We start from the raw sequence: 24,784 nt of genomic DNA on the forward strand, positions 1-24,784 counted from the left end.
TTGTGCTTGGCGAATCCGAGCGGCATGCAGGCCGCGAGGTGGGCAGAGCCCGGACACAAAACAGTCCCTGCGGACTGTTTTGTGCCTGGCGAATCCGAGCGGCATGCAGTCCGCGAGGTGGGCAGAGCCCGGACACAGTTTTGTCAGGCCGACATATCGATCACGACGCGGCCCTGGATCTGGCCCTTGTGCATGCGCGCGAACACATCATTGATATTGTCGAGCTTTTCCGTCGCCACGGTGGCCTTGACCGAGCCGCGCGCCGCGAAGTCCAGGGCTTCCTGCATATCCAGGCGCGTGCCCACTATCGAACCGCGCACCGTTATGCCGCGCAGCACCATGTCGAAAATCGGCAGCGGGAAACTGCCCGGCGGCAAACCATTGAGCGAGATCGTGCCGCCGCGCCGCACCATGCCCAGCGCCTGCTGGAATGCCTTGGGCGACACCGCCGTGACCAGCGCGCCATGGGCGCCGCCGATTTCCTTTTGCAAATAGGCCGCGGCATCCGTCGTGGCGGCATTCACCGTCACGCTGGCGCCCAGCTTGCGGGCCAGCTCCAGCTTGTCGTCTTCCACGTCGACCGCGGCCACATTCAGGCCCATGGCCTTGGCGTACTGCACCGCCATATGGCCCAGCCCGCCTATGCCGGAAATCACCACCCAATCGCCCGGACGCGTGTCGGTCACCTTGAGGCCCTTGTAGACCGTGACTCCGGCGCAAAGCACCGGCGCGATGTCCACGAAACCGATGCCCGCCGGCAGGTGCCCCACGAAGTTCGGATCGGCCAGGGCATAATCGGCAAAGCCGCCGTTGACCGAATAGCCGGTATTGCTTTGCGCTTCGCATAGCGTTTCCCAGCCGCCCAGGCAATGCGTGCAATAGCCGCAGGCCGAATGCAGCCAGGGCACCCCGACGCGGTCGCCTTCCTTCACGTGCCGGACATTGCGGCCCGCCGCCGCGACGAAGCCGACGCCCTCGTGCCCCGGAATGAAGGGTGGATTCGGCTTGACCGGCCAGTCGCCCTCGGCGGCATGCAGGTCGGTGTGGCAAACGCCGGACGCCTCGATCTTGACAAGGATCTGGTTGTCGTCGGGTTCGGGGACCAACACCTCCTCGATGGTCAGTGGTTTGCCGAATTCCCGGACGACGGCTGCTTTCATTGTTTTTTTGGTCATGGCAATGGATTCCTGAGACTTAGAAAAAACCTAGGGCATTGGGGCTGTAGCTGACCAGCAGGCATTTGGTCTGCTGGTAGGCCGCAAGCGTCATCTTGTGGTTTTCGCGGCCTACGCCCGACTTCTTGTAGCCGCCGAACGCCGCATGGGCGGGGTACAAGTTATAGCAATTGGTCCACACGCGGCCCGCCTGCAGCTGGCGCCCGACGCGATAGGCGCGCGTGCCGTTGCGGGTCCATACGCCCGCGCCCAGGCCGTATTCGGTATCGTTGGCGATTTCGATGGCGTCGTCCTCATCCTTGAACGTCATAACCGAAGCCACCGGCCCGAAGATTTCTTCCTGGAAGACGCGCATGCTGTTGTCGCCGAAAAGCAGCGTGGGCTTGACGTAAAAGCCTTCGTTCAGCCCTTCCCCGGGCGCGTTGCGCGTGCCGCCGGTAAGGCATTTAGCCCCTTCGCCGCGGCCGATGTCGATGTAGGACAGGATCTTGTCCATCTGCACCTGCGACACCTGCGCCCCGACCATGGTCTTGGCGTCCAGCGGATGCCCCGTCTTGATGGCTTCGACCCGCTTGATGGCGCGTTCGATGAATTGATCGTATATCGATTCCTGGACCATCACGCGCGAGGGGCAGGTGCATACTTCGCCCTGGTTCAGGGCGAACATGGCCAGCCCCTCCAGGGCCTTGTCGAAGAAGGCATCGTCTTCGTCCATGACATCGGCGAAGAAGATATTGGGGCTTTTGCCGCCCAGCTCGACGGTGCTGGGGATGAGGTTTTCAGCGGCCGCATGCAGGATGTGCTTGCCGGTGGCCGTGGACCCGGTGAACGCCAGCTTGGCGATGCGTTTGCTGGTGGCCAGCGCCTGCCCGGCTTCTTTGCCGTAGCCATTGACGATATTGATGACGCCAGGGGGGAACAGGTCGCCGATGATTTCCATCAGCACCAGGACGGAGGCCGGAGTCTGCTCGGCGGGTTTGAGCACCACGCAATTGCCCGCCGCCAATGCCGGCGCCAGCTTCCAGATGGCCATCAGCAGAGGGAAATTCCAGGGAATGATCTGGCCCACCACGCCCAGCGGTTCGGCAAAGTGATATGCCACGGTATCGTTGTCCAGCTCGGAAATCCCGCCTTCCTGCGCGCGGATGCAGCCGGCGAAATACCGCAGGTGATCGATGGCCAGGGGCAGGTCGGCGGCCATGGTTTCGCGCAGGGGCTTGCCATTGTCGATGGATTCCGCCACCGCGAGGACCTTCAGGTTCTGCTCCATCTTGTCGGCCATGCGCAATAGCATGTTGGAGCGTTCCGTCACCGAGGTTGCGCCCCATTTTTTACGCGCGGCATGCGCCGCGTCCAGCGCCGCGTCGACGTCGGCCGCATCGGAGCGGGCCACCTCGCAGAAAACCTGGCCGGTGATGGGCGACAGGTTTTCGAAATAATTGCCCGCCACGGGGGCCACCCAGCGCCCGCCTATGTAGTTTTCATAGTGGCGCTTATAGGGGTATTCGACGTCGATGCCGAAATATTTCAGGTCGGTCAGATCCATTTCTTGTCTCCTTGAGGTTGGAATGGCGGCTACCGTCTTTAGCGGTCCGTCCTATGGAAGTCAAGCAATATGCGTGCCAGGCCATATGCCGCCGCGGCGAGGAAGCGGCGCGGCGGCATTCCCCCGCGGCGGGTTCCCATAAGCCTGCGACAGTGGCATAATCTGCTTGTAAAACAATAACTTGTCGCAAAATGCGACAGGCAGGGGCGGATAACGCGACAGCCGCACTGGCGCACAACGCAACACAGGAGACAGGCATGAACTCGCTCACGCCGCTGGCATCGCAAGGGCTGCTCGACAAGATCAAGGGGCTGCCGGCCACGTCTGTCCTGCGTTCCTGGGAGCGCTGCGCGGCGAACGGCTATGCCTTGCATGCCGACCCCAATCCCATGCTGCAGGCCGACCTGCAAGCCCGGCGCGAACAGCACGCCCGCATACTGCAGCTGGCGCAGCCCGAAATCGAAACCCTGGCGTCGCTGGTGGCCAGCGCCCGCAGCGTCGTCGTGCTCGCCGACGAGACCGGCGTCATCCTCCAGGAGGCGGGATGCACGGAATTCCTGCGCAAAGCCGAGCAAGTAGCGCTGCAGCCCGGAGTCAGCTGGGCCGAATCGCTGCGCGGCACCAACGCCATCGGCACCGCCCTCTTCGACGCCGCCGCCGTCAGGGTCCATGGCGAAGAACATTTTCTGGAATGCAACAGGGTGCTCAGCTGCCACGCAGCGCCCATCTTCTCGCCCCGCGGCAAGGTCATCGGCGTGCTGGACATTTCCAGCGAGGCGACGACCCTGCACGCCTACGCCATGGGGCTGGCGCAAATATGCGCCCGGCAAATCAGCAACCGCTATCTGGACCACACCGACGCCAGGCTGCACCGCCTGGTTTTCCAGCGGCAATCCTCGCTGCTGGACTCCGTCGAGCGCGCTATTCTGCTGCTGGAAGAAGACCGCATCGTGGGAGCCAACGAAGCCGCCCTGCACTTGCTGGGCGGCGACTGGAGCCTGCTGGATGCGCCTGTGCATGACTGGCTGGATGGCTGGGACCGCATGGGCGACAATCCCCGGCCCCTGCATACCCGCGGAGGCACGGCCCTGCTGGGAACGCTGCGGCCGGGCAAAGGCCCCGCAGCGGCCAGGCCGGCCAGCCTTGCCGCGCCCGACGGCGCCGCCACGCCCCGGCCCGCCAGGGCGCGACGCCTGCCGGCGGGCGCGCCGGGGCTGCCATCGCTGGCCGACGATCTGCAGCCCAGCATGCGGCACGCGCTAAGCGCCGTCAATGCCGGCCTGGCCATACTCCTGCAAGGCGAAACCGGCGCCGGCAAGGAAATCTTCGCCCGCCATCTGCACGCGCAAAGCCAGTGGCGCCAGGGCCCGTTCGTGGCCGTCAATTGCGGCGCCCTGCCCGAAAGCCTGGTGGAGTCCGAGCTGTTCGGCTACGAGGCCGGCGCTTTCACCGGAGCGCGGCGCGAAGGCTCGCGCGGCCGGCTGCGCGAAGCCCATGGCGGGGTCCTGTTCCTGGATGAAATCGGCGACATGCCGCTATTGCTGCAAACCCGCCTGCTGCGCGCGCTGCAGGAGCGCGAAGTGCAGCCGCTGGGCTCCGACAAGCGCATCCCGGTGGACTTCGGCCTGGTCAGCGCCACCAATCACGACCTGTCGTCCATGGTCGAAAACGGCGCGTTCCGCGCAGACCTGTACTATCGCCTGCAAGACTTCGATGTCCGTCTGCCGCCCCTGCGCGAGAGGCGCCGCCTGCGCGAGTTCCTGTGCCAGGAATTCAAGCGCGTCGGCGGCGCGGATTGCTCCATGATGCTGGCCGATTCGGCGCTCGAACAGCTCGCGGGCTATCACTGGCCCGGCAACTACCGCCAGTTGCACAGCCTGCTGCGCCGGCTGGTGGCGCTGCTGCCGCCAGGCAGCCTGATCCAGGCCGATGACCTGCCCGCTGAAATCCGCCCGGCCGGCGGCATTGCGCGGCCTGCGGCAAGTACTGAGTCCGCCGCAGCCGGCATAGTGCCCGCCGCAGCGGCTATGCCTTCCGCGGCGGGCGTCGCGCCGCCAGCGGCCGGCATAGCCGCCGCAAGCGCGCTGTGTCCCACCCTGCGCGACATCAGCGACCAGACCATAGAACGGGTCATCGCGGAATCCTCCCATAACATCAGCCTGGCGGCCCGCAAGCTGGGCGTGCACCGCAGCACCCTGTACCGCTACCTCGGACGCGCGTCGGCACGGCACGCTGCCCGCAGGCCGGACTAGCCGCCTCCGGGATTACGCGCCGCTGGCGCGATGCCGGCCTACCAGTTCCTGACCCACTCGGCGTAGCGGTCGATAAACAGCTTGAGCAAGGCGCGCCCGGTTTCCGTCACCTCTCCCGCGGGGTCGAACAACTTGTCGGCCTGGCTGAGATAGGTTTCGGGGTTGGCCATGCAATAAACATTCAGGCACATCAACGATTGGCGCAGATGGTGATTGGCGCCGAAGCCGCCCTGCAGCGACGGCGAGGCGCTGATCACGGCGCCGGGCTTGGCGTTCCAGATACTTTTCGAATAGGGCCTGGAACCGATATCGATGGCGTTCTTCATGGCGGCCGGCATCGAGCGGTTATGTTCCGGCGTGGCGAACAGCACGCCGTCCATGCTGGCTATCTTCTCGCGGAACTCGATATATGCCGCCGGCGAATCCGCATCGAAATCCTGGTTATATAGCGGCAGGTGGCCGATCTCGACGATCTCCAGGTTAAGGAATGCGGGCGCCATATCGATCAGCGCTTGCGCCACTTTCCTGTTGATGGAGTCTTTCCGCAGGCTGCCGACAATGACGGCGATGTTTTTGATGTCGTTCACAAATAGTCCTTTCTTGGTCAGAAAATACGCGCCGGCGCCCGCCAGGGGCAGGCGCCGCAAGCCATGAAGAAGCCTCCGGCCATTCTAGTGCGGATCGGAAAAAATAGCGGCGGCAAAAAAATAGCGGCAACCCGAAGGTTGCCGCCATCATACTGGTGCGCGGTGCCGGATCAGATGCCCGAGGCGCCTGTCCGGCCTGCGCTTACTGCCCTTCCAGGAAGCTTTTCAGCTTGTCGGCCCGGCTGGGGTGGCGCAGTTTGCGCAAGGCCTTGGCTTCTATTTGGCGGATGCGCTCGCGGGTGACGTCGAACTGCTTGCCGACTTCTTCCAGCGTCTGGTCGGTGCTCATTTCGATGCCGAAGCGCATGCGCAGCACCTTGGCTTCGCGCGGCGTCAGCGAATCGAGGACTTCCTTGACGACGTCGCGCATGGAGCCGTGCAGGGCCCATTCGGACGGCGACAAGGTGCCGGTGTCTTCGATGAAGTCGCCCAGATGGGAATCGTCATCGTCGCCGATAGGCGTTTCCATCGAGATCGGCTCCTTGGCGATCTTGAGGATTTTCCGGACCTTGTCTTCCGGCATGTCCATCTTTTGCGCCAAAGTGGCGGGATCGGGCTCGGCGCCGGTTTCCTGCAGGATCTGGCGATTGATGCGATTCATCTTGTTGATCGTTTCGATCATGTGCACCGGAATGCGGATGGTGCGGGCCTGGTCGGCGATCGAGCGCGTAATGGCCTGGCGTATCCACCACGTGGCGTAGGTGGAAAACTTATAGCCGCGGCGGTATTCGAACTTGTCGACCGCCTTCATCAGGCCGATATTGCCTTCCTGGATCAGGTCCAGGAACTGCAGGCCGCGATTGGTGTACTTCTTGGCGATGGAGATCACCAGGCGCAGGTTGGCTTCGGTCATTTCGCGCTTGGCCTTGCGGGCCTTGGCTTCGCCCGTCGCCATGCGCTTGTTGACGTCCTTGAGGTCTTTGAGCGGCAGCACGACGGCCGTTTGCAGGTCGATCAGCTTTTGCTGGATTTCCTGGACCGCCGGAATATGGCGTTCCAGCGTTTCGGAATAGGCATGCCCGCCGGCGACTTCGCCCAGCACCCATTCAAGATTGGTTTCATTGCCGGGGAAGGCCTTGATGAAATGGGCGCGCGGCATGCCGGCGCGGTCCACACAAGCGTGCAGGACGGCGCGTTCCAGCTTGCGCACTTCGCCGACCTGCTCGCGCAGGGTGTCGGCCAGCTTCTCGACCATCTTGGCCGTGAAGCGTATGCCCATGAGTTCGTTCAGGATGGCTTCCTGGGCCTGTATATATTCCTGGGCCTGATAGCCGTCGCGCTCGAACGCCTTGCGCATTTTGTCGAACCATACGCCTATGGTCTCGAATTTCTTGAGCGCCGTGGTGCGCAGGTATTCGAGCTGCTTGCTGCTCATGCCGCCCGCGGGCCCGTCTTCGTTTTCGTCGTTGTCGACGGAAACGCCGGCGCCGGCGTATTCTTCGCCTTCCTGGTCGATGAGGCCGTCGACGACCTCATCGATTTGCGCGGCGCCATCGCGCACGCGCTGCACATACTGCAGAATTTCGTTGACCGTGGTCGGGCAGGCGGCAATCGCCATGACCATGTGCTTGAGGCCGTCTTCGATGCGTTTGGCGATTTCGATTTCGCCTTCGCGGGTCAGCAGTTCGACCGTGCCCATTTCGCGCATATACATGCGCACCGGGTCGGTCGTGCGGCCGAAATCGGAATCGACGGTGGTCAGGGCGGCTTCGGCTTCGTCTTCGACGTCGTCGTCGCTGGTGGCCACCGGCGCGTTGTCGCTCATGAGCAGCGCGTCGGCATCGGGGGCCTGGTCGTAGACCGCGATCCCCATGTCGCTGAACGTGCTGATGATGCCATCGATGGCTTCGGCGTCGACCAGGTCGTCGGGCAAATGGTCGTTGATTTCGCCGTAAGTCAGGTAGCCGCGGTCCTTGCCCAGCTTGATCAGCACTTTCAGGCGATTGCGGCGGGCCTCTTGCTCTTCGGGCGTCATCTGGTTGCGCGCGGGCACGTCTTTGTCGCCCTTGGCGCGCTTGCCGCCGCGCTTGGGCAGCGGCTTGAGGTCGGGAATGACCTCGGCGTCGCCGGCATCATCGTCATTGAAGTCGGCGGCGTCGTTATTGGCGTTCTTGGCGGGACGGCCAGGGCGGCGGCCCGTAGGCACTGCCCGGGCCGCGGTCTTGCCCGCTTTCTTGGCTTCGGCGGCGCCTGCCTCGGCGACAGGAGCCTTCTTGGCCGCCGCCTTGGCGGGCGCGGCTTTCTTGGCTGCAGCCTTTTTTGCAGCAGAGGCCTCTGCCGTAACACCATCCCCGACCTTCACTGCCGTCTTGGCGGCACTTTTAGTGGCGCCAACAGTTTTAGCTTTTTTCACAGCTTCTTCAGCTGCCAGGGGGGTTTTACCAGTACTTTGGGTCATAGTCGCTTCCGTAGGCGCAAAAGCACTCGGTCAGCCATCGGCCAACGAGTGTTGCAGGGCAGAACTTACTTATCGCAAAGAATGGGCATGTGCCGCGGGTAACGCTGATGCCGACCATAGCAGCCCGTATAAAATAATCCTTGACGCGATTCGTTGCAAGGCAAAGGGGGCTAGCCGGTCTCAAACACCATTATTATGCAAATACATGCCTAGGCGTTGCGAAAACTCTCTATTTTACAGCACTCAACGCGAAGAAGCACTACTTAGCAGGGCAATTCGTCGCGTCAGTTCGTGATACCTCTTTCGGGAAACATCATCTTTCAAACCCGCCCCCACCAGCGCCAGCTGCTCGGCCTTGATGGCATCGAGCTCTATGCGCCGCATGGCATCGTGCCATTCAGCCTGCGGATCGGGCAGATCTTCCTGGGCCAACAGCTCCGGGCTGATCGAAGCCAGCACGCCTTCCAAGTCGGAACCGGGCTCGGCGGCCTGCAATAAAGCCCCCGCATGGCGGGCGCCGCTGGCATTGGCCAGGGCGATCAGGTCTCTTACCAAGACTAAATGGGGGCCATGTTCCAGAATTTCAAGCTGTTGATCACCCAGGCTGGAAACCAGTTCCGGATGGGCCAGCAACAGCCGCAGCAGCCGCTTGGCCATGGGCGTGACCGTGCGCGCCTTGCTGCCGCGCCCCGCCGCCGGCTTGTGCCGGGCGTAGGGCTCGGGCGCCTCATCGGCGCCATCGTAGGACCCATAGTCGTCCGGCTCGAACATGGGCGCATCCATGAAACCGGGAGGCTCCGCGTCGCCCCCGCCCGCCGCCGGCGCATCGGCCCGGGAGACCCCCGTCTTGCGGCCTCCCGGATCAGGCGGCGCCGGCGCGGGAACCTCCGCCAGCATCTGGCTGAGCTCTTCCGGCGTCAGCAATACCAGCTTGGCGAATTCGCGCTCTATCTGGACGCGCAGCGTCCCTTCCGGAAGCGCGACCAGCAGCGGCTTGGCCTCATGCACGCAGGCCGCGCGCCCTTCCGCCTCATGCATGGCATGATGGGAAGCAAGCTCGTCCAGCATGAAGCGCGACAATGGCATCGCTTCGGCCACCGTGGCCTTGAACGCTTCGGCGCCGTATTCCCGTATATACGAGTCGGGATCGTGCTCGGGCGGCAGAAACAGGAAGCGCATCGACACATCGTCGCGCACCAGCGGCAGGCAGGTGTTCAAGGCGCGCCAGGCGGCGCGCCGGCCCGCCTTGTCGCCGTCGAAGCTGAACACGATTTTATGGCTCGCGCGCAGCAGCTTCTGTATGTGCGACGGCGTCGTGGCGGTGCCCAGCGTGGCGACGGCGTTGGCCAGGCCGTGCTGCGCCAGCCCCACCACATCCATATAGCCTTCGACCACCAGCACATAGCCCTCGCTGCGTATGCCGGCCCGCCCTTCCCATAAGCCGTAAAGCTCGTGGCCCTTGGAAAACAGCGGGGTTTCAGGCGAATTCAGGTACTTGGGCTCGCCCTTGCCTATGATGCGCCCGCCGAAACCGATCAGATTCCCGCGCTGGTTGCGTATGGGAAACATGATGCGCTCGCGGAAGCGGTCGTAGCGCCGGCCGTCTTCGGCTTCGATGACCAGGCCCGACTCGACGAGCAGGGGGTCTTCGTAGAGGGGAAATACGGCGGACAGGCCGCGCCGGTCCGTGCCGGCCCAGCCCAGGCCGAACCTGGCGGCCGTCTCGCCGGACAGGCCGCGCTGCTTCAGATAATGGATGGCGCCCCGCGAACCCTTGAGCTCGCGCACGTAGTGCGCCTGGGCCATGTCCAGTATCTGCTGCTGGCGCGACACTTCTTCTTTGCGCGTCTTGTCGGCGGCGCGCTGCCTGGGGCTGCGCGGCTCTTCGGGCACGGTCATGCCGGCATTGGCCGCAAGGCTGCGAACCGCCTCGGGGAAACTGGCGCCGGTGTGTTCGATCAGGAAAGTGATGGCGCTGCCATGCGCCCCGCAACCGAAGCAGTGATAAAACTGCTTGCTGGGACTTACCGTGAAAGAGGGGCTTTTTTCGTTATGGAACGGGCACAGGCCAAGTAAATTGGCCCCGCCCTTGCGCAGCTGTACATATCGCCCGACGACGTCAACAACATCTACTCGGGCGAGGAGATCCTGAACAAATGATTCAGGTATCAATCAATACATACGCGGAGGCAGTTGTTGGCTGCGGATGCGTTTGTAGTGGCGCTTGACGGCCGCAGCATGCTTGCGTTTACGTTCTGCCGTGGGCTTTTCGTAAAATTCGCGCGCGCGCAGTTCAGTCAAGAGACCGATTTTCTCAATGGTGCGCTTGAAGCGGCGCAGTGCGGCTTCAAACGGCTCGTTTTCTTTCAGACGAACGATAGGCATGTAATCTTAAGCCTTGCAGGTTATAAATTAGTGGGTATTAACGACAACCTAAGAGTTTAGCACGAAAACCGCATTCGCGCGCCCTATCGGCCATCAGGCGGATGCCAGCCACGCACCGGGCGCGCCTGGCGGAAACTTAGTTGCGGACACCCTTGCGCACCCAGGCCTCGAGTTGATGGGGCCGTATGCTGTCGTAGTCCTCGAAAGGCTGGTGTATCCAGGGATTGGTCGGCAGCTTTTCCACGAAATAATCCGGTGTGGATTGCGAATGGCCCTTCCACCACAGCACGGCCGTCTTGAGCTCGGTAATGGCGGGAAACTGGGACAGGAGATGGTCGCGGACCCGGCCGAAAGTCAGGCCGGTATCGACCATGTCGTCGACCAGCAGAACGCGGCCATCCAGCGTGCCGCGGGTAATGGTGATGAACTGGGCGATATCGAGTTCGCCGCGCTGCGTGCCGGCGGCCTCGCGATAGCTGCTGGTGGCCAGAATGCCCAGCGGCACGTCGTAAATGCGCGACAACACATCGCCGACGCGGACGCCGCCGCGCGCCAGGCACAAGATTTTGTCGAAATGCCAGCCCGATTCGTGAACCGTCAAGGCCAGGCGCTCGATCAGCGCATGGTATTGATCCCAGCTGACCCAATGGTCGCGGTCGGTGCTTGGATTGTTCATAAGGCGATGGTTCCCCCGGGCTACTGTTGAAAGCCCATAATGATAAACCGGCAGCCGGCGGGCGAAAAGCCGGAATTGGAAAAACTCCGGATTCATTGATGAATACGGAGTTTCTGTTGCCGCCGGGCCGCGTGCAGGCCGCGAGGCGGATGGCAAGCCGCGCAAGCGGTGAAGCGTGGGGGCTTTTTTGTTTCACGATGACTCCAGCCCGGTACTTCGCTGGACTACGCCAAGGCCCGATACAGCAGGTTTATCAATAACTTGGGCGAGTTCAACATATGCCGGTGCTTTCCGAAACTCGACCGACATTGCCAATTCGGATAAGACTTCTCGGCCCGTACCTTGTTGCTGCGCGCAGCGGGATGTTGCCAATGGCCGACTGCAGCGACGACAAGGGCCTGTTCAGTGTCCTCCTGTGCAGGGCCAACCCGGAGCCGTCCGCTCCATGACGGGCTAGCCGTCGCCTATCCTTAATTCCGGCTCCTCGGCGCAAATCGCAGCGAGGAAATCGATGAATTGCCTCACCCGGGAGGGCATGCGCCGTCCGGCAACGGTAACAGCGTTGATCGGAAAGGGCGGCGGCGCATGCTGCTCCAAAATACGTACAACCTCGCCGGAGGCCAGCACATCCGTGAACAACCAACTCGCGTGTTGGGCGATGCCGAGTCCCGCGAGGACCGCGCCGCGGACATGCTCGGCGTCGTTCGTGCGGAACGCTCCTCCACCGTCGACCGTGACCTGCCGGCCATCTACATGGAAATCCCACCCGATGATATCTCTCTGGTAGACATAGCTGATACGCTGGTGGGTGCGTAGTTCGTCTAACGTTTGCGGCGTACCGTATTGGGCAATATAGCCGGCGGAGGCTAGGGTTATCATCCGCATGTCGCCGATGCGTCGGGCGACGAGTGCTGAATCCGAAAGCCGGCCGATACGGATCGCGACGTCTATTCTCTCCTCGATCAGGTCAACGTGCCGCCCGGAGACTTCCATCTCGATCGCGACGTCAGGGAAACGGTTCCTAAATTCCGCTAGCCGGGGAATCACGAACATCCTCCCGAATGCTGGCGAGAGGGTCACGCGAACCAGCCCCGAGGGGGCCGACTGCCCTTCAAGGACTCTCTCTTCGACGAAGTCGAGATCCTGAAGAATACGGACGATGGCCTCGTAATAATCCTGTCCTGCGGGCGTCACGGCCAGGGCACGCGAATTTCTCGCGAGGAGTTGCGTCCCTAGCCGCGCTTCGAGCGCAGCGAGCTGTTTGCTGACTGTCGGTTGCGTGACGTTCAGGTCCCGCGCTGCCTGCGAAAAGCTTCCGCTTTCGACGACGCGCACGAACATCCGCATTGCGTCTAATTTATCCACCACTTTCATTCCGTAGAAGAACAGAAGACATACATGTACCACTTCGCGACATCGACATGTCGCTCCTTGAGCGCTCACAGTACATTACCTATTGCCCTTACAACGGTGAAGAAAACGACTACAGCATAACGGTCCTCGGAGAGTCCGGGCTGACCAGCACCTGGACCTGCGAGACACCCTTCGTAGCGGTTGGCAACACCTCCGGCTGTCTTGCTTTTTATCCGACTGGGTGTCGATCGAGCTTACTGACCAAGCCACAACCCACCACGCACGCAATATATCGATCAATTCCAATACAGAATAGATGGTATTCGGTAAGTGTCAATATCATTCTCAGGAGAAATATGAGAATCTTCGTTCGACCGCCCGGTCATGGGCCTCCAACTGAAAGGAATAGTTATGACGATCAAGATTTACGGCGATCCCGGCTCGGGCAGCTTGCGTCGCGTGACCACCGCCGCGAAGATCATGGGCATTGAAATTGAGCGCGTGAACGTCGATCTGTTTAAGGGCGAAAGCCAGACCGACGAGTTCAAATCACGTCTCAATCCCCACGGTTTGACGCCGGTTCTGGAAGATGGCGATTTCATTCTCTATGAGGCCGCCGCGATCAATCTTTATCTGGCTAACAAGGTAGACTCGCTGCTGGTCGGAACCACGGAGAAAGATCGCTTTCAGGTCCTTCAGTGGATGTTCTGGTCGGGCGAGCAATGGCGCATCTTCGCAACCACCCTCTTCGATGAGCGGGTCGGGAAGACGGTCATGGGCCTATCGAAGAACGAACCGGTGATCGCGTTCGCCGAGGGCAAGTTTCGCGCCGCAGCGAAGGTGCTCAACCAGCATCTTGAAGGCCGCAAGTTCATGGTTGGCCAAGCTCTGACCCTTGCTGATTTCGATATTGCGGGGCCCTTCTCCCAGATCGATCGTTCAAAGCCTCCCCTCCGGGACTATCCGAACCTCATGGCCTGGCACGACAATCTCCTCCAGTCGGTCCCCGAGTGGGCGGAGACGAAGGCCGAGGTCGACAACCGCATGGACAGCTTCCTGGAGAGCGTCGGCGTGAAGTTGTGAGCTTCAGGCTTTCCGTCTGGCCAGCGCGCCCCGGCCCAATCCTGCGCGAACACATCGCCGGAACCCCCGCGAAGCATATCCCCAAAGTCACAGAAATCGCATTTCACCTAACGAAGGAGATTCTTATGTCGCAAGCCCTCCATGGGAAAACCGCGCTCGTCACAGGAGGATCGCGCGGTATCGGTCGGGCAATCGCTGAACGGCTCGCGGCCGACGGCGCGACCGTCGCGATCACATACAACGCCAGCCGCGCGGGCGCCGAGGAAGCGGTCGCGGCCATGGGGAAGGCGGGCGGCGCCGCGTTTGCGCTGCAGGCGGACCTCCTCGACGCCGGGTCTATCCCGGCCTTGTTCGACGAGCTCGATCGCGAGCTTGCTGAACGGACAGGCGGCAAGGCGCTCGACATTCTGGTCAACAATGCAGGCAATCCGGGTTGGGCGGGTCTTTCCGATGCGACGCCGGACGCCTGGGACGCCATCGTCGCCGTGCACGCCCGAGCGCCTTTCTTCATGGTCCAGTCGGCGCTGAGCCGTCTCTCCGATGGAGGACGCATCATCAACCTCTCGTCGGGTCTTTCCACCCGTCCGCAACCGGCGGCGGCGATCTATTCCGCGGCCAAGGCGGCCATCAACACCCTGACCCATGCGCTCGCCATGGAGCTTGGATCGCGCGGGATCACGGTGAACGCCGTGGCGCCGGGTTGGACGCGGACAGACATGAACGCCGCCGTCCGTGAGAACGCTGATATGGTGAAGGGCATCGAAGCCGACACCGCACTGGGACGCTTCGGAGAACCCTCGGACATCGCCGCGGTCGCGGCCTTCCTGGCTTCGGACGACGGTCGTTGGGTGACCGGCCAGGTGATCGAAGCGAGCGGCGGCTACAGGCTCTGACCTCGCCGGGATCGTCTAACCCTCCGGAGGACCATGTCATGGATATCGGAATCATAGGGGCCGGGCTCATTGGCGGTACACTGACGCGCCGGTTGTCGAAGTTGGGCCACAAGGTTTTCATCGCCAATTCGCGCGGACCGGCTTCGCTCGCGGAACTTGCCGCCGAGAGCGGCGCCACGGCGGTAACCGTCCATGAGGCAGCCCGCAGCGGCGAAATCGTCTTCGTCACGATACCAGTGTGCAGGATTCCGGATTTGCCGAGGGACCTCTTCGACGGCGTCAGTCCCGATATCGTCGTCGTAGACACCGGAAACTATTATCCCCAAGAGCGCGACGGCCGGATCGATGCGATCGAAGAGGGGATGTCCGAAAGCCGTTGGGTGGCAAATCAACTTGGACGGCCAGTGTTGAAGGCCCTCAACACCTTGCACTGGCGCAGTCTTCTTGATGAGGGCAAACCAGCGGGCGCGCCCGGCCGTATCGCATTACCGGTCTCCGGCGACGATGAGGCCCACAAAGCAAAGGCCATGCGCCTCTTCGACGAGCTCGGATTTGACGGTATCGACGCTGGCCGGCTTGACGAGTCCTGGGGGCAACAGCCTGGCACACCGGTGTATGCCGCCAATCTCGATGCAGAAGGCGTCCGTAGAGCGCTTTCCATAGCGAGCCCCGAGCGAAAGCCGGAACTTCGCGCAGCACCGAACAGCAGCATTGGGAAGCCTGTTTAGGCGCGCGACAGCGTGAAGGCGGCGGCTAATGGCTTCCATGGCCAGATGCGCGTCGCGCTGTCAGACGGCATCGTGGCAGAAGCGGGTTGGACCGATGCATGGTCATGCACGCAGCGCGGCCACTGGGCCGTCATCGACCGCAACATCATCCCGATCATGGGCCGGATGAAGGTGCAGGACGTGAAGCGACCGGACATCGCGGCGCAAACTTTTCTTCATACAGCTTGCCGAGCCAATCAATAAACACACGAACTCGCGGTGACAACTGACGCTGCGACGGGTACAGGGCTGCCAGTGGCAAATTGGGACTGTCCCAAGCTCCAAGCACTTCAACCAATCGTCCAGCACGAAGCTCGTCTTCGACGTGAAAGCGCGGAAGCTGAATCAGGCCACAGCCGCGCAGCGCACAGGCAACATAATTTTCCGCATCGTTGACCGACATCCATCCGTCAAGCACGAACTCCTTGACCCGGCCATCGATCAGTAACTCCAACGGGTAGCTCACAGCGCCGCTGCTGGCAAAGAACTTCACCACCTGATGCGCCGAGAGTTCGTCTGGGTGACGGGGGGTTCCGAAGTAGGCGAGGTAGTCCGGGCTGGCGCAGACAACTTGCGGCATGACGGCCAAGCGCCGGGCGACCAAAGAAGAATCGTGAGGGTTCCCTGCCCGGATGACGCAATCGACGCCCTCTCGAACAAGATCGACCAACCTGTCTCCACTGCTCACGACCAGCTCGATGCCCGGATAGCGTGCCCGGAAATCGTCAATTCTGGGCAAGACGATTTTCGTTGCGTGTGTCCCGTGCATATCTATTCGCAGCACTCCTCGTGGGTTCGATGCGACGTGCTGCAACGATGACTCGGCATCGTCGAGTTCACTGAGCACATGCACGCACCGCTCGTAGAACGCCTGTCCGTCGAGTGTCGGGCGCACGTGGCGCGTTGTGCGCTCCAGCAGCCGAGTACCTAGCCTGGCCTCCATCTCTTTGATGGCATGTGTGGCAGTCGCCCGAGGAATTTCGAGCACGGCTGCAGCGCGGCTAAAGCTGCTCATTTCCACGATGCGGACGAAAAGCCGGAGGGAGTCGAAACGATCCATGGTCAGTATAGTTGTTCCATGTTGAATTCTATTGCCAATATATGACGCTTTATTGTCCAGCTAAAAACAATAATAATCCACTCCATGGTCATGCGCCTTACATAGAGGGAGAGCTTTCATGAGCGAAATCAACGAAAAAGTAGCAATCGTGACGGGCGGTTCGCGGGGCATAGGCAGCGCAATCGCCATTCGTCTCGCCGCTGACGGTTTTACCGTCGTCGTCAACTACGCCAAGAATGCGGCGAAGGCGCAGGAATCTATCGCCGCGATCGAATCTGCTGGGGGCAAAGCGGTCGCCATTCAAGGCGACGTGAGCGATCCCGATGACGTGGCAATGCTGTTTGCAGAGACGAAGCGCAAGTTCGGCCACATCGATGTGGTGGTGCATTGCGCGGGCATCATGCCCATGGCGCCAATCGCCCCGCGAGGCTTGGCCGACTTCGACAAGGTGATCTCCACCAATCTGCGAGGCGCGTTCCTGGTGCTCGCCGAAGCCGCCGTGAACGTCGGCAAGGGCGGCCGCATCGTCGCGCTGTCGACCAGCGTGATTGCCAAGTCCTTCCCCAACTATGGCCCGTACATCGCGTCCAAAGCCGGGGTAGAGGGCCTGGTGCGTGTACTGGCCAACGAACTCCGTGGCCGCGACATCACCGTCAATGCGGTCGCGCCGGGACCGGTCGGCACTGAATTGTTCCTTGATGGCAAAACACTGGAGCAAATCGACCAGATCGCCAAAGTGGCGCCGCTTGAGCGCCTGGGAACGCCGGAAGACATCGCACGGGTAGTGGCATTTCTGGCCGGCCCCGATGGTGCGTGGGTCCATGCGCAAGTGCTGCGCGCTAATGGCGGCTTCGCTTGAACACCAACTTGCGGAGAGACCCATGAGCCAAGCCATTCTGACCACCGGCGCGTCCAGCGGGTTGGGCGCGATGAGTGCCCGAGCACTTGCCGATGCCGCCGTCCAGCAGGTCGTTGCCGAGCAGGGACGCTTGGATGTGGTGATGCACAATGCCGGGCACATGGTGTTCGATGCCGCAGAGGCTTCACCCCCGAGCAATACGCCCAGCTCTATGACGTCGACGTGCTTGGCACACAGCAGGTCGACCGTGCCGCGCTTCCGCAGTTGCGCAAGCAAGGCAGAGAGGCGTCCAGCATTCTTGACCTCTCCTCGTCTCTTCAATCCCGCTTCACAACCAATGGAGTCAATTTATGCCATTTGCAAACTACAAATTCCCGGAAGGGATCCTGGACCATGCCCGCAAAGAGGAGATCATTCATCGCACCACGGCGATGTTCGTCGAGTACTTCGGCGAGAAAGTCCGTCCATTCACCATGGTCCTTGTCGAGGAGGTCGCAGACGGCGGCTGGGGCCGCGCCGACGAGACGCTGACGCTCGAAAAAATGGGATTGCCTCCAAAAGGGAAGTAACCCACCCGGATGCCGGAGGCGCGTCGATCCAGCGCACAGTGTTGGAGCGATGCGGCCTCGGTAGTGTCGATGAACAACACTGCCGAAGGTATTCCATGAAGAATTCAAAAATATCGATGCACTCCCTTTCCAATGAACGATTTCTACGCGACGTTGCCAGCGATGTCGGCTGAGGCGAATCCTACGCATCGGACTCTCGTTTGAGCATCCGTCAAAGGGTGAAGTATGGAACCGGATCATCCTGCCCGACACGTCCTCGCTGACGCTCGACAAGCTCGTGGACTCCGATCCGGCCGGCTACGCCGGGCTGGAGGATGACGTGGATTGGCATTGGGCTCGTATCTTCGCCGTCGCGGCGCCGGCCACGCTGCTGGCGTCGGCGCCGAGTTGGCCGCGGCGGAGAACCGCCAGGACGGCAATCGCATCGTCATCGCCGGGCGAGACAGCGCGCAGGACAGCATCAATCAGGTCGGCCAGGAGATAACCCGGCGCAACATGAACATTCAGCCGACGCTGACCGGGCGGCCGGGCCTGCAGGTGCGAATCATCATCAACCGCGATCTGGTGCTGCGGCCCTACCAGCCGCTGTTCTTCAATCGAGGAGCTTCGCAATGAGTACGAGCAAGAGGCTGCGGCTCGGGCCGCTGCCCAAGACCGAAAGCATCAAACTGACTTTTGCCTCCCCGGCCAGCCTGAAAGCCGACCTGGACCGCTACGCCGCGCTGCATGCAGGCCGCGAGGTGAACAACCTGGGCTATCCCTTGAAAGGATGGCGCAGCACGATGGTTTCCAGGCGGTCGGGACCTGTCGAAACCATGTCGATGGCGACATCGCAGACTTCGGCGATGCGCTCCAGGTAGCGGCGCGCATTGACCGGCAGCTTGTCGTATTCGGTCACGCCGACGGTGGATTCGCTCCAGCCCGCCATTTCTTCCAGGACGGGCTCGGCTTCGGCCGCGGCGTGCGCGCCATAGGGCAGCACGTCGAGGAATTCGCCTTTGTAGCGATAGCCCACGCCGATCTTGATCTGCTCGACGCCATCGAGCACGTCGAGCTTGGTGATGCACAGCCCGGAGATGCCGTTGATCATGACCGAGCGCTTCATGGCGGCGCCGTCGAACCAGCCGCAACGGCGCGGACGCCCCGTGACCGAGCCGAATTCCTTGCCGACCGTGGCCAGCCGCGCCCCGGTGTCGTCGAGCAATTCGGTGGGGAATGGGCCCGAACCGACACGCGTGGTGTAGGCCTTGGCAATGCCCAGCACGTAATCGAGCGACTGGGGCCCGACGCCGGCGCCGGCGGATGCCGCGCCCGCCACGCAATTGCTGCTGGTGACAAAAGGATAAGTGCCGTGGTCGATATCGAGCAAAGCGCCCTGCGCCCCTTCGAACAGCAGCTTGTGCCCGGTCTTCTGGGCGATATGCAGGTTGCTGGACACGTCGGCCACCATGGGCTTGAGCTCTGGCGCCAGGGCCATCGCCTGGTCGCGCACTTCGTCGGCCGAAACCGCATTGCCGCCCAGGTAGCGGGTCAGCACAAAGTTGTGGAAATCCAGGACTTCGGCGAGCTTTTCATCGAAAATGGCCGGATCGTAGAGGTCCTGCACACGCAAGGCGCGGCGGGCGACCTTGTCTTCGTAGGCGGGGCCGATGCCGCGGCCCGTCGTGCCGATCTTGCCTTCGCCCTTGCGCGCTTCGCGCGCCTGGTCGACGGCGATATGATAGGGCAGGATCAGCGGGCAGGCCGGCGATACCTGCAGGCGTGAACGCACGTCCAGCCCCGCCAGTTCCAGTTCGGCGATTTCCTTGAGCAGCGCTTCGGGAGACAGCACGACGCCATTGCCGATATAGCAGATGACGTGGGAATGCATGATGCCGGACGGGATCAGGCGAAGAATGGTTTTCTTGCCATTGATCCAGAGCGTATGCCCCGCATTGTGACCGCCCTGGAAACGCACCACGCCCTGGGCCGACTCGGCCAGCCAGTCCACGATCTTTCCCTTGCCTTCGTCACCCCACTGGGTGCCGATCACTACAATATTCTTGCTCATGTTACGTATCAAAAAAGTTTCGGCCCGGGACCCAAGGCCAAAGCAGGTTTAAACCATGCGATACAGCTATCCGACCGCGCGGACTACTGGACCGCCCTTACCTTCCATGCACCGTTATCCAGAACCAGTTCCCGATCAACGGTAAATTCGTCCAGGCGATGCGGCTGCCCCGGCAGAACCTGCACAACGATCTCGCCGGCGTCGCGCAGTTCGCGCAAGGCGGCGACCAGGGCCGCCTCTGTGCCCCATGGGGCGCGTATGGCTTTGGCGACTTGCGCCGGCGGCAGGCCGGAGGACAGCTTGCGCAGATCCAGGCTGAAGCCGGTGGCGGGCCGCGAACGGCCGAAGGCCTTGGCCACGCCGTCATAGCGCCCGCCCTTGACCAGCGCGTCGTGCCAGCCTTCGGCATAAATGGAAAAAACCACGCCGGAATGGTAGCCATAGCCGCTGCCCATATCGGCCAGGTCTATGCTGAACTCGTGCGCGGGCAAGGCGCGGACCAGGGTTTCGAGGTCATCCAGCCCGGCGAGCAGCGCCGGCAAGGCCGGCAGCGCCTGGCGGGCCTTGGCGATGACTTCGGTGCCGCCGTACAGCGAGGCCAGGTCCAGCAGGGCCCGCACCGTGGCCGGCCGTATGCCTGGCACACTGTCGCCCAGCGCCGCCAAAGCGGGCACATCCTTGGTGCTGAGCAGTTCGGAGATATCGTCGGCGGCCCCGGCCAGCGCGGGGTCGGAGTCTATCACCGCCCTGACCACGCCCGGATGGTTCAGGTCCAGGCGGGCTTTCCTGACGCCGGCCCGCTTGACGCTTTCCAGCGCCAGTTCGAGGATTTCGATATCGGCTTCAACCCCGGCGTGGCCGAATATCTCGGCGCCTATCTGCAGCAGCTCGCGATCGGACAGCAAGCCGGCCGGCCGCGCGTGCAATACCGAACCACAGTAACACAAACGGGTCACGCCTTCGCGATTGAGCAAATGGGCATCGATGCGCGACACCTGCGGCGTGATGTCGGCGCGCACGCCCAGCGTGCGCCCGGAAAGCTGGTCGACCAGCTTGAAGGTGCGCAGATTGAGCGCGCCGCCGGTTCCGGAAAGCAGCGAATCAATGTATTCGACCAAGGGCGGAGCGACGAGCTCGAAGCCGTACGTGCGATACAGGTCCAGCAAATTGCGCCGCAGCTCTTCGATGCGGCGCGCCTCGGCGGGCAGAATATCGGCCAGACTTTCTGGCAACAACCAATTGGACATCATGCGGCCCTGAAAAATACCATTGCAAAAGGCACTGCCAAACAAAAAGCGACCTGGGGCGTAAGCCCGCCAAGTCGCTTGCGGTAAAAAGTTAAACAAAACTTACGCGATAGTATAAACGATAGAATCGAATAAGGAAACCGGGCGGCCGCCGGCCCGGCCCGCGGCACAGCCGCCGCGGGCCGGCTGAACGGGACCGCGGGGCGGGAACCTTACGGCGTGGCCGGCTTGGCCCCGTCCGGTGAATTCCAGAACTTGAAGAAGTCGGATTTCGGGCTCAGGACCAGGGTGTCGTTGGAGCCGGAGAACGCCGCGCGATAGCCTTCCAGACTCTTGTACAGGCCGTAGAACTCGGGGTTCTTGCCATAGGCTTCGGAATAAAGGGCCGCGGCCGTCGCGTCGCCCTGGCCCTTGATGCCCTGGGCTTGAGCATAGGCCTTGGCCAGCAATTCCTGGCGCTGGCGGTCCGCCTGCGCACGGATGCGTTCGCTGTCGGCGGCGCCGGTGGCGCGCAGGCGGTTGGCTTCCTGCTTGCGCTCGGCTTCCATGCGGCGGTACACCGATTCGGAAATTTCAGGCGCGAAGTCGATGCGGCGCAGGCGGACATCCAGCACCTGCACGCCCAGGGGCTTGGCGCGGGCCTCGACCGTGGTCAGGACTTCCCTCATGATGGTGTCGCGCTCGTTGGAGACGACTTCCTTGACGGTGCGCACGTTGACCGAGGCGTTCAGCGCATCGCGGATCTGGGCCTGCAGGCGTTCGACCGCGGCGCGGTCGTTGGCGCCGAAGGTGACGTAGAACAGGCGCGGATCGGCAATGCGCCACTTCACGAAAGAATCGATCAGCAGGTTTTTCTTCTCGGCCGTCTGTATGCGTTCCGGATCGTTGGTTTCTATGGTCTGCAGGCGCTTGTCGAGGCGCACCACGTTTTCGAAAGGCGGCGGGAACTTGAAATACAGGCCGGGTTCGGTGATGGTGTTGCGCACCTCGCCCAGGGTGAAGACCAGGACCGCGTCGCGTTCGCGCACCACGAACACGCAGGAAGAAAGTATCGCCAGGACTATGACCAGGCCGACTAAAGCGGGGAAAAAACGTTGCATCATGGCCTCCTAGCGTGAATACGGATTCGTCAACAGCGAGTTCCTGGCGGAAGCGCTGGTGTCGGGCGTACGGGGTTTGGCAGGAGTGCTGGCCGCTTTGGGCGGCTGCGCGGCGGCGGCGGCCGCCGCGGCGGTGTTTTCGGGCGAACTGCTGGAGCTGGCGCGTGCGCCGGCCGCTTGATGCATGATTTTATCCAGAGGCAGATACAACATGTTATTGCTGGCTTGCGAGTCGATCATGACTTTGCTGCTGTTTTCAAGGATTTCCTGCATGGTCGACAAATACAGGCGCTCGCGGGTAATGTCGGGCGCCTTGGCGAATTCGCTCTCGACACTGGTGAAGCGCGAGGTATCGCCCTGCGCGTCGCCGATCACCGTGGCGCGGTAGCCTTCGGCTTCCTGGACCATGCGGGCCACCTGGCCCTGCGCTTCGGGCAAGACCTTGTTGGAATAGGCGTTGCCTTCGTTGATCTGGCGTTCGCGGTCCTGGCCGGCCTTGACGGCATCGTCGAAAGCCGCCTGGACCTGTTCGGGCGGCTGCACGTTCTGGATGGCCACGGTGCTGATCTGGATGCCGGTCTGGTAGCGGTTCAGAATGTTTTGCGCCAGCTTCTGCACTTCGGTGGCCACTTCGGTGCGGCCGGAGTACAGCACGAAGTCCATGGGCTTCTTGCCAACGATCTCGCGCATGGCGGTTTCGGCCGCCTGGCGCACGGACTCGTCCGGCTGGCTGGTCTTGAACAGGTAATCGGGCGCCCCGGTCGACATCAGGCGGTACTGCACCACGAACTGCAGGTCGACGATGTTCTCGTCGGTGGTCAGCATGAGCGATTCGGGCAGCACCTTGTTGCGGGCCGTGCCGCGGTAGCCAACCTCGAAGGTGCGCAGTTGCGAAATATTCACCATCTGGTGGTTTTCTATGGGATAGGGAAGACGCCATTGCAAGCCGGGAGGCAAAGTCTTGGTGTACTTGCCGAACTTGGTCACCACGGCGACCTGGCCTTCCTGGACGATAAGGAAGCCGCTGGCCAGCCACAGGCCTATGACAATGACGACGATGATGCCGACCAGCTTGGGCGAGCCTTTGGGCAGCTGTGGCAAGCCGCCGCTGCCCGAGCCATTGTCGCCGCCGCCGCCGAACTTGTTGCCGCCGCGCTTGGGCTTGCGCCCGAACAGGGAGCCGAGACGGCTGTTGAAATCGCGCCAGACCTCATCGAGGTCGGGAGGACCGTCGCCCTTGGGCCGACGGGGAGGTTCAGAGCCGTTATTGTTGCCACGGCCCCAGCCAGGATCATTCAGATTAAACATTTTCGATATTTGACGCATTATTTCCCGCGATTTGACCTGATTCGACAATTGCCCCACGCAAACCATCTAAACCGGCGCGCTTCAGAGCGCTCACAAAAACTCGTGCAATCGTACCATGTTCGTTGCGCTCCACCCTCGGCTCGTACCCGGCTTCGTCTATTTTGTTATAGACGAGTATCCGCGGAATTTCGTGGGCGCCGATATCGACCAGCACCTTGTCGACTTCGGCGATCTGTTCGTCGCGCTGCGGGCTGGACGCGTCCACCACGTGCAGCAGCAGGTCGGCCTGCACGGTTTCCTCGAGGGTGGCGCGGAAGGCGGCGATCAGCGTAGGGGGCAGATCCCGTATGAAACCCACCGTATCCGATATGACCACCTGCCCCGCCCCTTCGATCCAGATGCGGCGCGTGGTCGTATCCAGGGTGGCGAACAACTGGTCGGCGGCATAGGCGCCGGCCCGCGTGAGCGAATTGAACAAGGTGGATTTGCCGGCGTTGGTATAGCCGACCAGGGACACCGACAAAATGCTGCCGCGCGAACGCGAACGCCGCTGTGTCGTGCGCTGGCGCTGCACCTTTTCCAGGCGTTCCTTGAGCAGGCGCACCTTGTCGCCTATGATGCGGCGGTCCATTTCCAGCTGGGCCTCGCCCGGCCCGCGCATGCCGATGCCGCCGCGCTGGCGCTCCAGGTGGGACCACATTCGGGTCAGGCGCGTCGACAGGTGCTGCAGCTGGGCCAGTTCAACCTGCAGCTTGCCTTCATGGCTTTTGGCGCGTAGCGCAAAAATGTCCAGGATCAGGGCGACACGATCCACCACGCGGCGGTTGAAGCCTTTTTCAAGGTTGCGCTGCTGGCCCGGCGTCAGCGGCTGGTCGAACAGGACGATTTCGGCGTCGGCCTCGTCGGCCACCAGCACGGCCTCGTCCAGCTTGCCCGTGCCGATGAACAGGGCGGCATCCGGGCGGGCGCGGCGCGCCACCACCGTTCCGACGATCTGCGCCCCGGCGCCTTTGGCCAGCATGAGGAATTCGTCGGCATGGGCCTGGTAATCAGGCTTGCCGAGGTCCACGTTGATGATCAGGGCCCTCATGACGAGGCCCCAAACGAAAGACCCGCCGGCACGAGGCACACGGCGGGTGTTTCGCGAACAGGATGAAGCGCAAGATTACTCAGAAGGCTCATCCACTTGGAAGACGACGGGTCTTGCGGGAACGACGGTGGAAATTGCGTGTTTATATACCATTTGGGTAACGGTATTTCGTAATAGAACGACATATTGATCAAAAGATTCAACCTGCCCCTGCAGCTTGATTCCGTTAACCAGGTAAATCGATACGGGCACGTGATCCTTGCGTAATGCATTCAGAAACGGATCTTGTAGTGTTTGCCCTTTATTGCTCATTGGCTAGGCTCCAA

22 protein-coding genes and 3 pseudogenes are annotated in these 24,784 nt (G+C 62.1%); 10 read left to right on the forward strand and 15 right to left on the reverse strand.

Going from position 1 to position 24,784, the window contains the following annotated elements:
- Nucleotides 1-143 precede the first annotated feature (143 nt).
- Together adhP and exaC are read right to left on the reverse strand one after the other, a co-directional pair.
- The gene (gene adhP / locus BUB23_RS01800) at nucleotides 144-1,175 is read right to left on the reverse strand and encodes an alcohol dehydrogenase AdhP (protein ID WP_073101351.1); all 1,032 of its coding nucleotides are present in this window, start codon (nucleotides 1,173-1,175) and stop codon (nucleotides 144-146) included.
- A 19-nt stretch (nucleotides 1,176-1,194) separates the two neighbouring features.
- Nucleotides 1,195-2,721 (reverse strand): acetaldehyde dehydrogenase ExaC, encoded by a 1,527-nt coding sequence (exaC, locus tag BUB23_RS01805; protein WP_073101352.1) that lies wholly within the window; start codon nucleotides 2,719-2,721, stop codon nucleotides 1,195-1,197.
- A 257-nt stretch (nucleotides 2,722-2,978) separates the two neighbouring features.
- Here exaC and BUB23_RS01810 point away from each other — a divergent pair, with 257 nt between their 5' ends.
- Nucleotides 2,979-4,973 carry a sigma-54-dependent Fis family transcriptional regulator gene (locus BUB23_RS01810; protein WP_073101353.1) on the forward strand — a complete coding sequence of 665 codons (1,995 nt, stop codon included), beginning with the start codon at nucleotides 2,979-2,981 and terminating at the stop codon, nucleotides 4,971-4,973.
- 38 nt (nucleotides 4,974-5,011) lie between these two features.
- Here the strand turns inward: BUB23_RS01810 and BUB23_RS01815 are convergent, their stop codons facing one another.
- The 6 genes from BUB23_RS01815 to BUB23_RS01840 all read right to left on the reverse strand — a co-directional run bounded on the left by BUB23_RS01815 (nucleotide 5,012) and on the right by BUB23_RS01840 (nucleotide 12,444).
- Nucleotides 5,012-5,560, reverse strand: a complete 549-nt coding sequence (locus BUB23_RS01815; RefSeq protein ID WP_073101634.1) for an NADPH-dependent FMN reductase — start codon at nucleotides 5,558-5,560, stop codon at nucleotides 5,012-5,014.
- A 202-nt stretch (nucleotides 5,561-5,762) separates the two neighbouring features.
- Entirely contained in the window at nucleotides 5,763-8,018 is a 2,256-nt protein-coding gene (gene rpoD / locus BUB23_RS01820) for an RNA polymerase sigma factor RpoD (protein ID WP_073101354.1), read from the reverse strand.
- A 243-nt stretch (nucleotides 8,019-8,261) separates the two neighbouring features.
- A complete protein-coding gene (gene dnaG, locus BUB23_RS01825) occupies nucleotides 8,262-10,190 on the reverse strand; it encodes a DNA primase (RefSeq protein WP_073101355.1) in 1,929 nt (642 codons plus the stop codon).
- Nucleotides 10,191-10,403 carry a 30S ribosomal protein S21 gene (gene rpsU / locus BUB23_RS01830; protein ID WP_073101356.1) on the reverse strand — a complete coding sequence of 71 codons (213 nt, stop codon included), beginning with the start codon at nucleotides 10,401-10,403 and terminating at the stop codon, nucleotides 10,191-10,193.
- Nucleotides 10,404-10,539: 136 nt separating this feature from the next.
- The gene (locus BUB23_RS01835) at nucleotides 10,540-11,079 is read right to left on the reverse strand and encodes a phosphoribosyltransferase (RefSeq protein WP_073101635.1); all 540 of its coding nucleotides are present in this window, start codon (nucleotides 11,077-11,079) and stop codon (nucleotides 10,540-10,542) included.
- 453 nt (nucleotides 11,080-11,532) lie between these two features.
- On the reverse strand, nucleotides 11,533-12,444 hold the full coding sequence (locus BUB23_RS01840; protein ID WP_073101636.1) for a LysR family transcriptional regulator: 912 nt from the start codon (nucleotides 12,442-12,444) through the stop codon (nucleotides 11,533-11,535).
- Here BUB23_RS01840 and BUB23_RS27735 point away from each other — a divergent pair.
- The 4 genes from BUB23_RS27735 to BUB23_RS01860 all read left to right on the forward strand — a co-directional run bounded on the left by BUB23_RS27735 (nucleotide 12,426) and on the right by BUB23_RS01860 (nucleotide 15,136).
- Nucleotides 12,426-12,923: a DUF427 domain-containing protein gene (locus BUB23_RS27735; protein ID WP_425439508.1), complete on the forward strand. Its 498-nt coding sequence runs from the start codon at nucleotides 12,426-12,428 to the stop codon at nucleotides 12,921-12,923. The genes BUB23_RS01840 and BUB23_RS27735 overlap by 19 nt on opposite strands.
- Nucleotides 12,844-13,515, forward strand: a complete 672-nt coding sequence (locus BUB23_RS01850) for a glutathione S-transferase family protein (RefSeq protein WP_073101358.1) — start codon at nucleotides 12,844-12,846, stop codon at nucleotides 13,513-13,515. Before BUB23_RS27735 ends, BUB23_RS01850 begins: the two co-directional genes overlap by 80 nt.
- A gap of 125 nt (nucleotides 13,516-13,640) precedes the next feature.
- Complete coding sequence (locus BUB23_RS01855; protein ID WP_073101359.1) at nucleotides 13,641-14,408, forward strand: SDR family NAD(P)-dependent oxidoreductase; 768 nt, start codon at nucleotides 13,641-13,643, stop codon at nucleotides 14,406-14,408.
- 38 nt (nucleotides 14,409-14,446) lie between these two features.
- A complete protein-coding gene (locus tag BUB23_RS01860; protein WP_073101360.1) occupies nucleotides 14,447-15,136 on the forward strand; it encodes an NADPH-dependent F420 reductase in 690 nt (229 codons plus the stop codon).
- Nucleotides 15,137-15,290: 154 nt separating this feature from the next.
- On the opposite strand, the gene BUB23_RS01865 is transcribed toward BUB23_RS01860, so the two are convergent.
- Complete coding sequence (locus tag BUB23_RS01865) at nucleotides 15,291-16,235, reverse strand: LysR family transcriptional regulator (protein ID WP_073101361.1); 945 nt, start codon at nucleotides 16,233-16,235, stop codon at nucleotides 15,291-15,293.
- 118 nt (nucleotides 16,236-16,353) lie between these two features.
- On the opposite strand from BUB23_RS01865, the gene BUB23_RS01870 reads away from it, so the two are divergent.
- The 5 genes and pseudogenes from BUB23_RS01870 to BUB23_RS01885 all read left to right on the forward strand — a co-directional run.
- Nucleotides 16,354-17,094: an SDR family oxidoreductase gene (locus tag BUB23_RS01870; RefSeq protein ID WP_073101362.1), complete on the forward strand. Its 741-nt coding sequence runs from the start codon at nucleotides 16,354-16,356 to the stop codon at nucleotides 17,092-17,094.
- A gap of 22 nt (nucleotides 17,095-17,116) precedes the next feature.
- Nucleotides 17,117-17,376 (forward strand): annotated as a pseudogene (locus BUB23_RS27245) (SDR family NAD(P)-dependent oxidoreductase); the annotation flags it as partial.
- A gap of 68 nt (nucleotides 17,377-17,444) precedes the next feature.
- Complete coding sequence (locus BUB23_RS01875) at nucleotides 17,445-17,663, forward strand: tautomerase family protein (RefSeq protein ID WP_073101363.1); 219 nt, start codon at nucleotides 17,445-17,447, stop codon at nucleotides 17,661-17,663.
- Nucleotides 17,664-17,886: 223 nt separating this feature from the next.
- Nucleotides 17,887-18,278: pseudogene (locus BUB23_RS01880) on the forward strand (TraB/TrbI/VirB10 family type IV secretion system protein); the annotation flags it as partial.
- Nucleotides 18,275-18,394 (forward strand): annotated as a pseudogene (locus tag BUB23_RS01885) (DUF2274 domain-containing protein); the annotation flags it as partial. The pseudogenes BUB23_RS01880 and BUB23_RS01885, both read left to right, overlap by 4 nt.
- A 23-nt stretch (nucleotides 18,395-18,417) precedes the next feature.
- Here the strand turns inward: BUB23_RS01885 and BUB23_RS01890 are convergent.
- The 6 genes from BUB23_RS01890 to hfq form a co-directional block, all read right to left on the reverse strand.
- Nucleotides 18,418-19,713: an adenylosuccinate synthase gene (locus BUB23_RS01890; protein ID WP_073101364.1), complete on the reverse strand. Its 1,296-nt coding sequence runs from the start codon at nucleotides 19,711-19,713 to the stop codon at nucleotides 18,418-18,420.
- 83 nt (nucleotides 19,714-19,796) lie between these two features.
- Entirely contained in the window at nucleotides 19,797-20,960 is a 1,164-nt protein-coding gene (locus BUB23_RS01895) for an ATP phosphoribosyltransferase regulatory subunit (protein WP_073101637.1), read from the reverse strand.
- Between the two features lie 212 nt (nucleotides 20,961-21,172).
- Entirely contained in the window at nucleotides 21,173-22,060 is an 888-nt protein-coding gene (gene hflC, locus BUB23_RS01900; RefSeq protein ID WP_073101365.1) for a protease modulator HflC, read from the reverse strand.
- A 9-nt stretch (nucleotides 22,061-22,069) separates the two neighbouring features.
- On the reverse strand, nucleotides 22,070-23,386 hold the full coding sequence (gene hflK, locus BUB23_RS01905; RefSeq protein WP_073101366.1) for an FtsH protease activity modulator HflK: 1,317 nt from the start codon (nucleotides 23,384-23,386) through the stop codon (nucleotides 22,070-22,072).
- Nucleotides 23,361-24,458 (reverse strand): GTPase HflX, encoded by a 1,098-nt coding sequence (gene hflX / locus BUB23_RS01910; protein WP_073101367.1) that lies wholly within the window; start codon nucleotides 24,456-24,458, stop codon nucleotides 23,361-23,363. The genes hflK and hflX overlap by 26 nt, the downstream gene beginning before the upstream one ends.
- Before the next feature lie 75 nt (nucleotides 24,459-24,533).
- Nucleotides 24,534-24,770 (reverse strand): RNA chaperone Hfq, encoded by a 237-nt coding sequence (hfq, locus tag BUB23_RS01915; RefSeq protein ID WP_073101368.1) that lies wholly within the window; start codon nucleotides 24,768-24,770, stop codon nucleotides 24,534-24,536.
- Nucleotides 24,771-24,784 lie beyond the last annotated feature (14 nt).

It is taken from the genome of Pollutimonas bauzanensis (assembly GCF_900129885.1).
Taxonomy (GTDB): domain Bacteria; phylum Pseudomonadota; class Gammaproteobacteria; order Burkholderiales; family Burkholderiaceae_B; genus Pollutimonas; species Pollutimonas bauzanensis.

Excerpts from the sequence above, each read along its gene's own strand:
- BUB23_RS01875 (WP_073101363.1), top strand. The coding sequence starts at position 17,445 with ATGCCATTTGCAAACTACAAATTCCCGGAAGGGATCCTGGACCATGCC.
- BUB23_RS01855 (WP_073101359.1), top strand. The coding sequence starts at position 13,641 with ATGTCGCAAGCCCTCCATGGGAAAACCGCGCTCGTCACAGGAGGATCG.
- rpsU (WP_073101356.1), bottom strand. The coding sequence starts at position 10,403 with ATGCCTATCGTTCGTCTGAAAGAAAACGAGCCGTTTGAAGCCGCACTG.
- BUB23_RS01835 (WP_073101635.1), bottom strand. The coding sequence starts at position 11,079 with ATGAACAATCCAAGCACCGACCGCGACCATTGGGTCAGCTGGGATCAA.
- BUB23_RS01850 (WP_073101358.1), top strand. The coding sequence starts at position 12,844 with ATGACGATCAAGATTTACGGCGATCCCGGCTCGGGCAGCTTGCGTCGC.
- exaC (WP_073101352.1), bottom strand. The coding sequence starts at position 2,721 with ATGGATCTGACCGACCTGAAATATTTCGGCATCGACGTCGAATACCCC.
- BUB23_RS01895 (WP_073101637.1), bottom strand. The coding sequence starts at position 20,960 with ATGTCCAATTGGTTGTTGCCAGAAAGTCTGGCCGATATTCTGCCCGCC.
- rpoD (WP_073101354.1), bottom strand. The coding sequence starts at position 8,018 with ATGACCCAAAGTACTGGTAAAACCCCCCTGGCAGCTGAAGAAGCTGTG.
- adhP (WP_073101351.1), bottom strand. The coding sequence starts at position 1,175 with ATGACCAAAAAAACAATGAAAGCAGCCGTCGTCCGGGAATTCGGCAAA.
- BUB23_RS01865 (WP_073101361.1), bottom strand. The coding sequence starts at position 16,235 with ATGGATCGTTTCGACTCCCTCCGGCTTTTCGTCCGCATCGTGGAAATG.
- hflK (WP_073101366.1), bottom strand. The coding sequence starts at position 23,386 with ATGCGTCAAATATCGAAAATGTTTAATCTGAATGATCCTGGCTGGGGC.
- hflC (WP_073101365.1), bottom strand. The coding sequence starts at position 22,060 with ATGCAACGTTTTTTCCCCGCTTTAGTCGGCCTGGTCATAGTCCTGGCG.
- BUB23_RS01860 (WP_073101360.1), top strand. The coding sequence starts at position 14,447 with ATGGATATCGGAATCATAGGGGCCGGGCTCATTGGCGGTACACTGACG.
- BUB23_RS01810 (WP_073101353.1), top strand. The coding sequence starts at position 2,979 with ATGAACTCGCTCACGCCGCTGGCATCGCAAGGGCTGCTCGACAAGATC.
- BUB23_RS01870 (WP_073101362.1), top strand. The coding sequence starts at position 16,354 with ATGAGCGAAATCAACGAAAAAGTAGCAATCGTGACGGGCGGTTCGCGG.
- hfq (WP_073101368.1), bottom strand. The coding sequence starts at position 24,770 with ATGAGCAATAAAGGGCAAACACTACAAGATCCGTTTCTGAATGCATTA.
- BUB23_RS01890 (WP_073101364.1), bottom strand. The coding sequence starts at position 19,713 with ATGAGCAAGAATATTGTAGTGATCGGCACCCAGTGGGGTGACGAAGGC.
- hflX (WP_073101367.1), bottom strand. The coding sequence starts at position 24,458 with ATGAGGGCCCTGATCATCAACGTGGACCTCGGCAAGCCTGATTACCAG.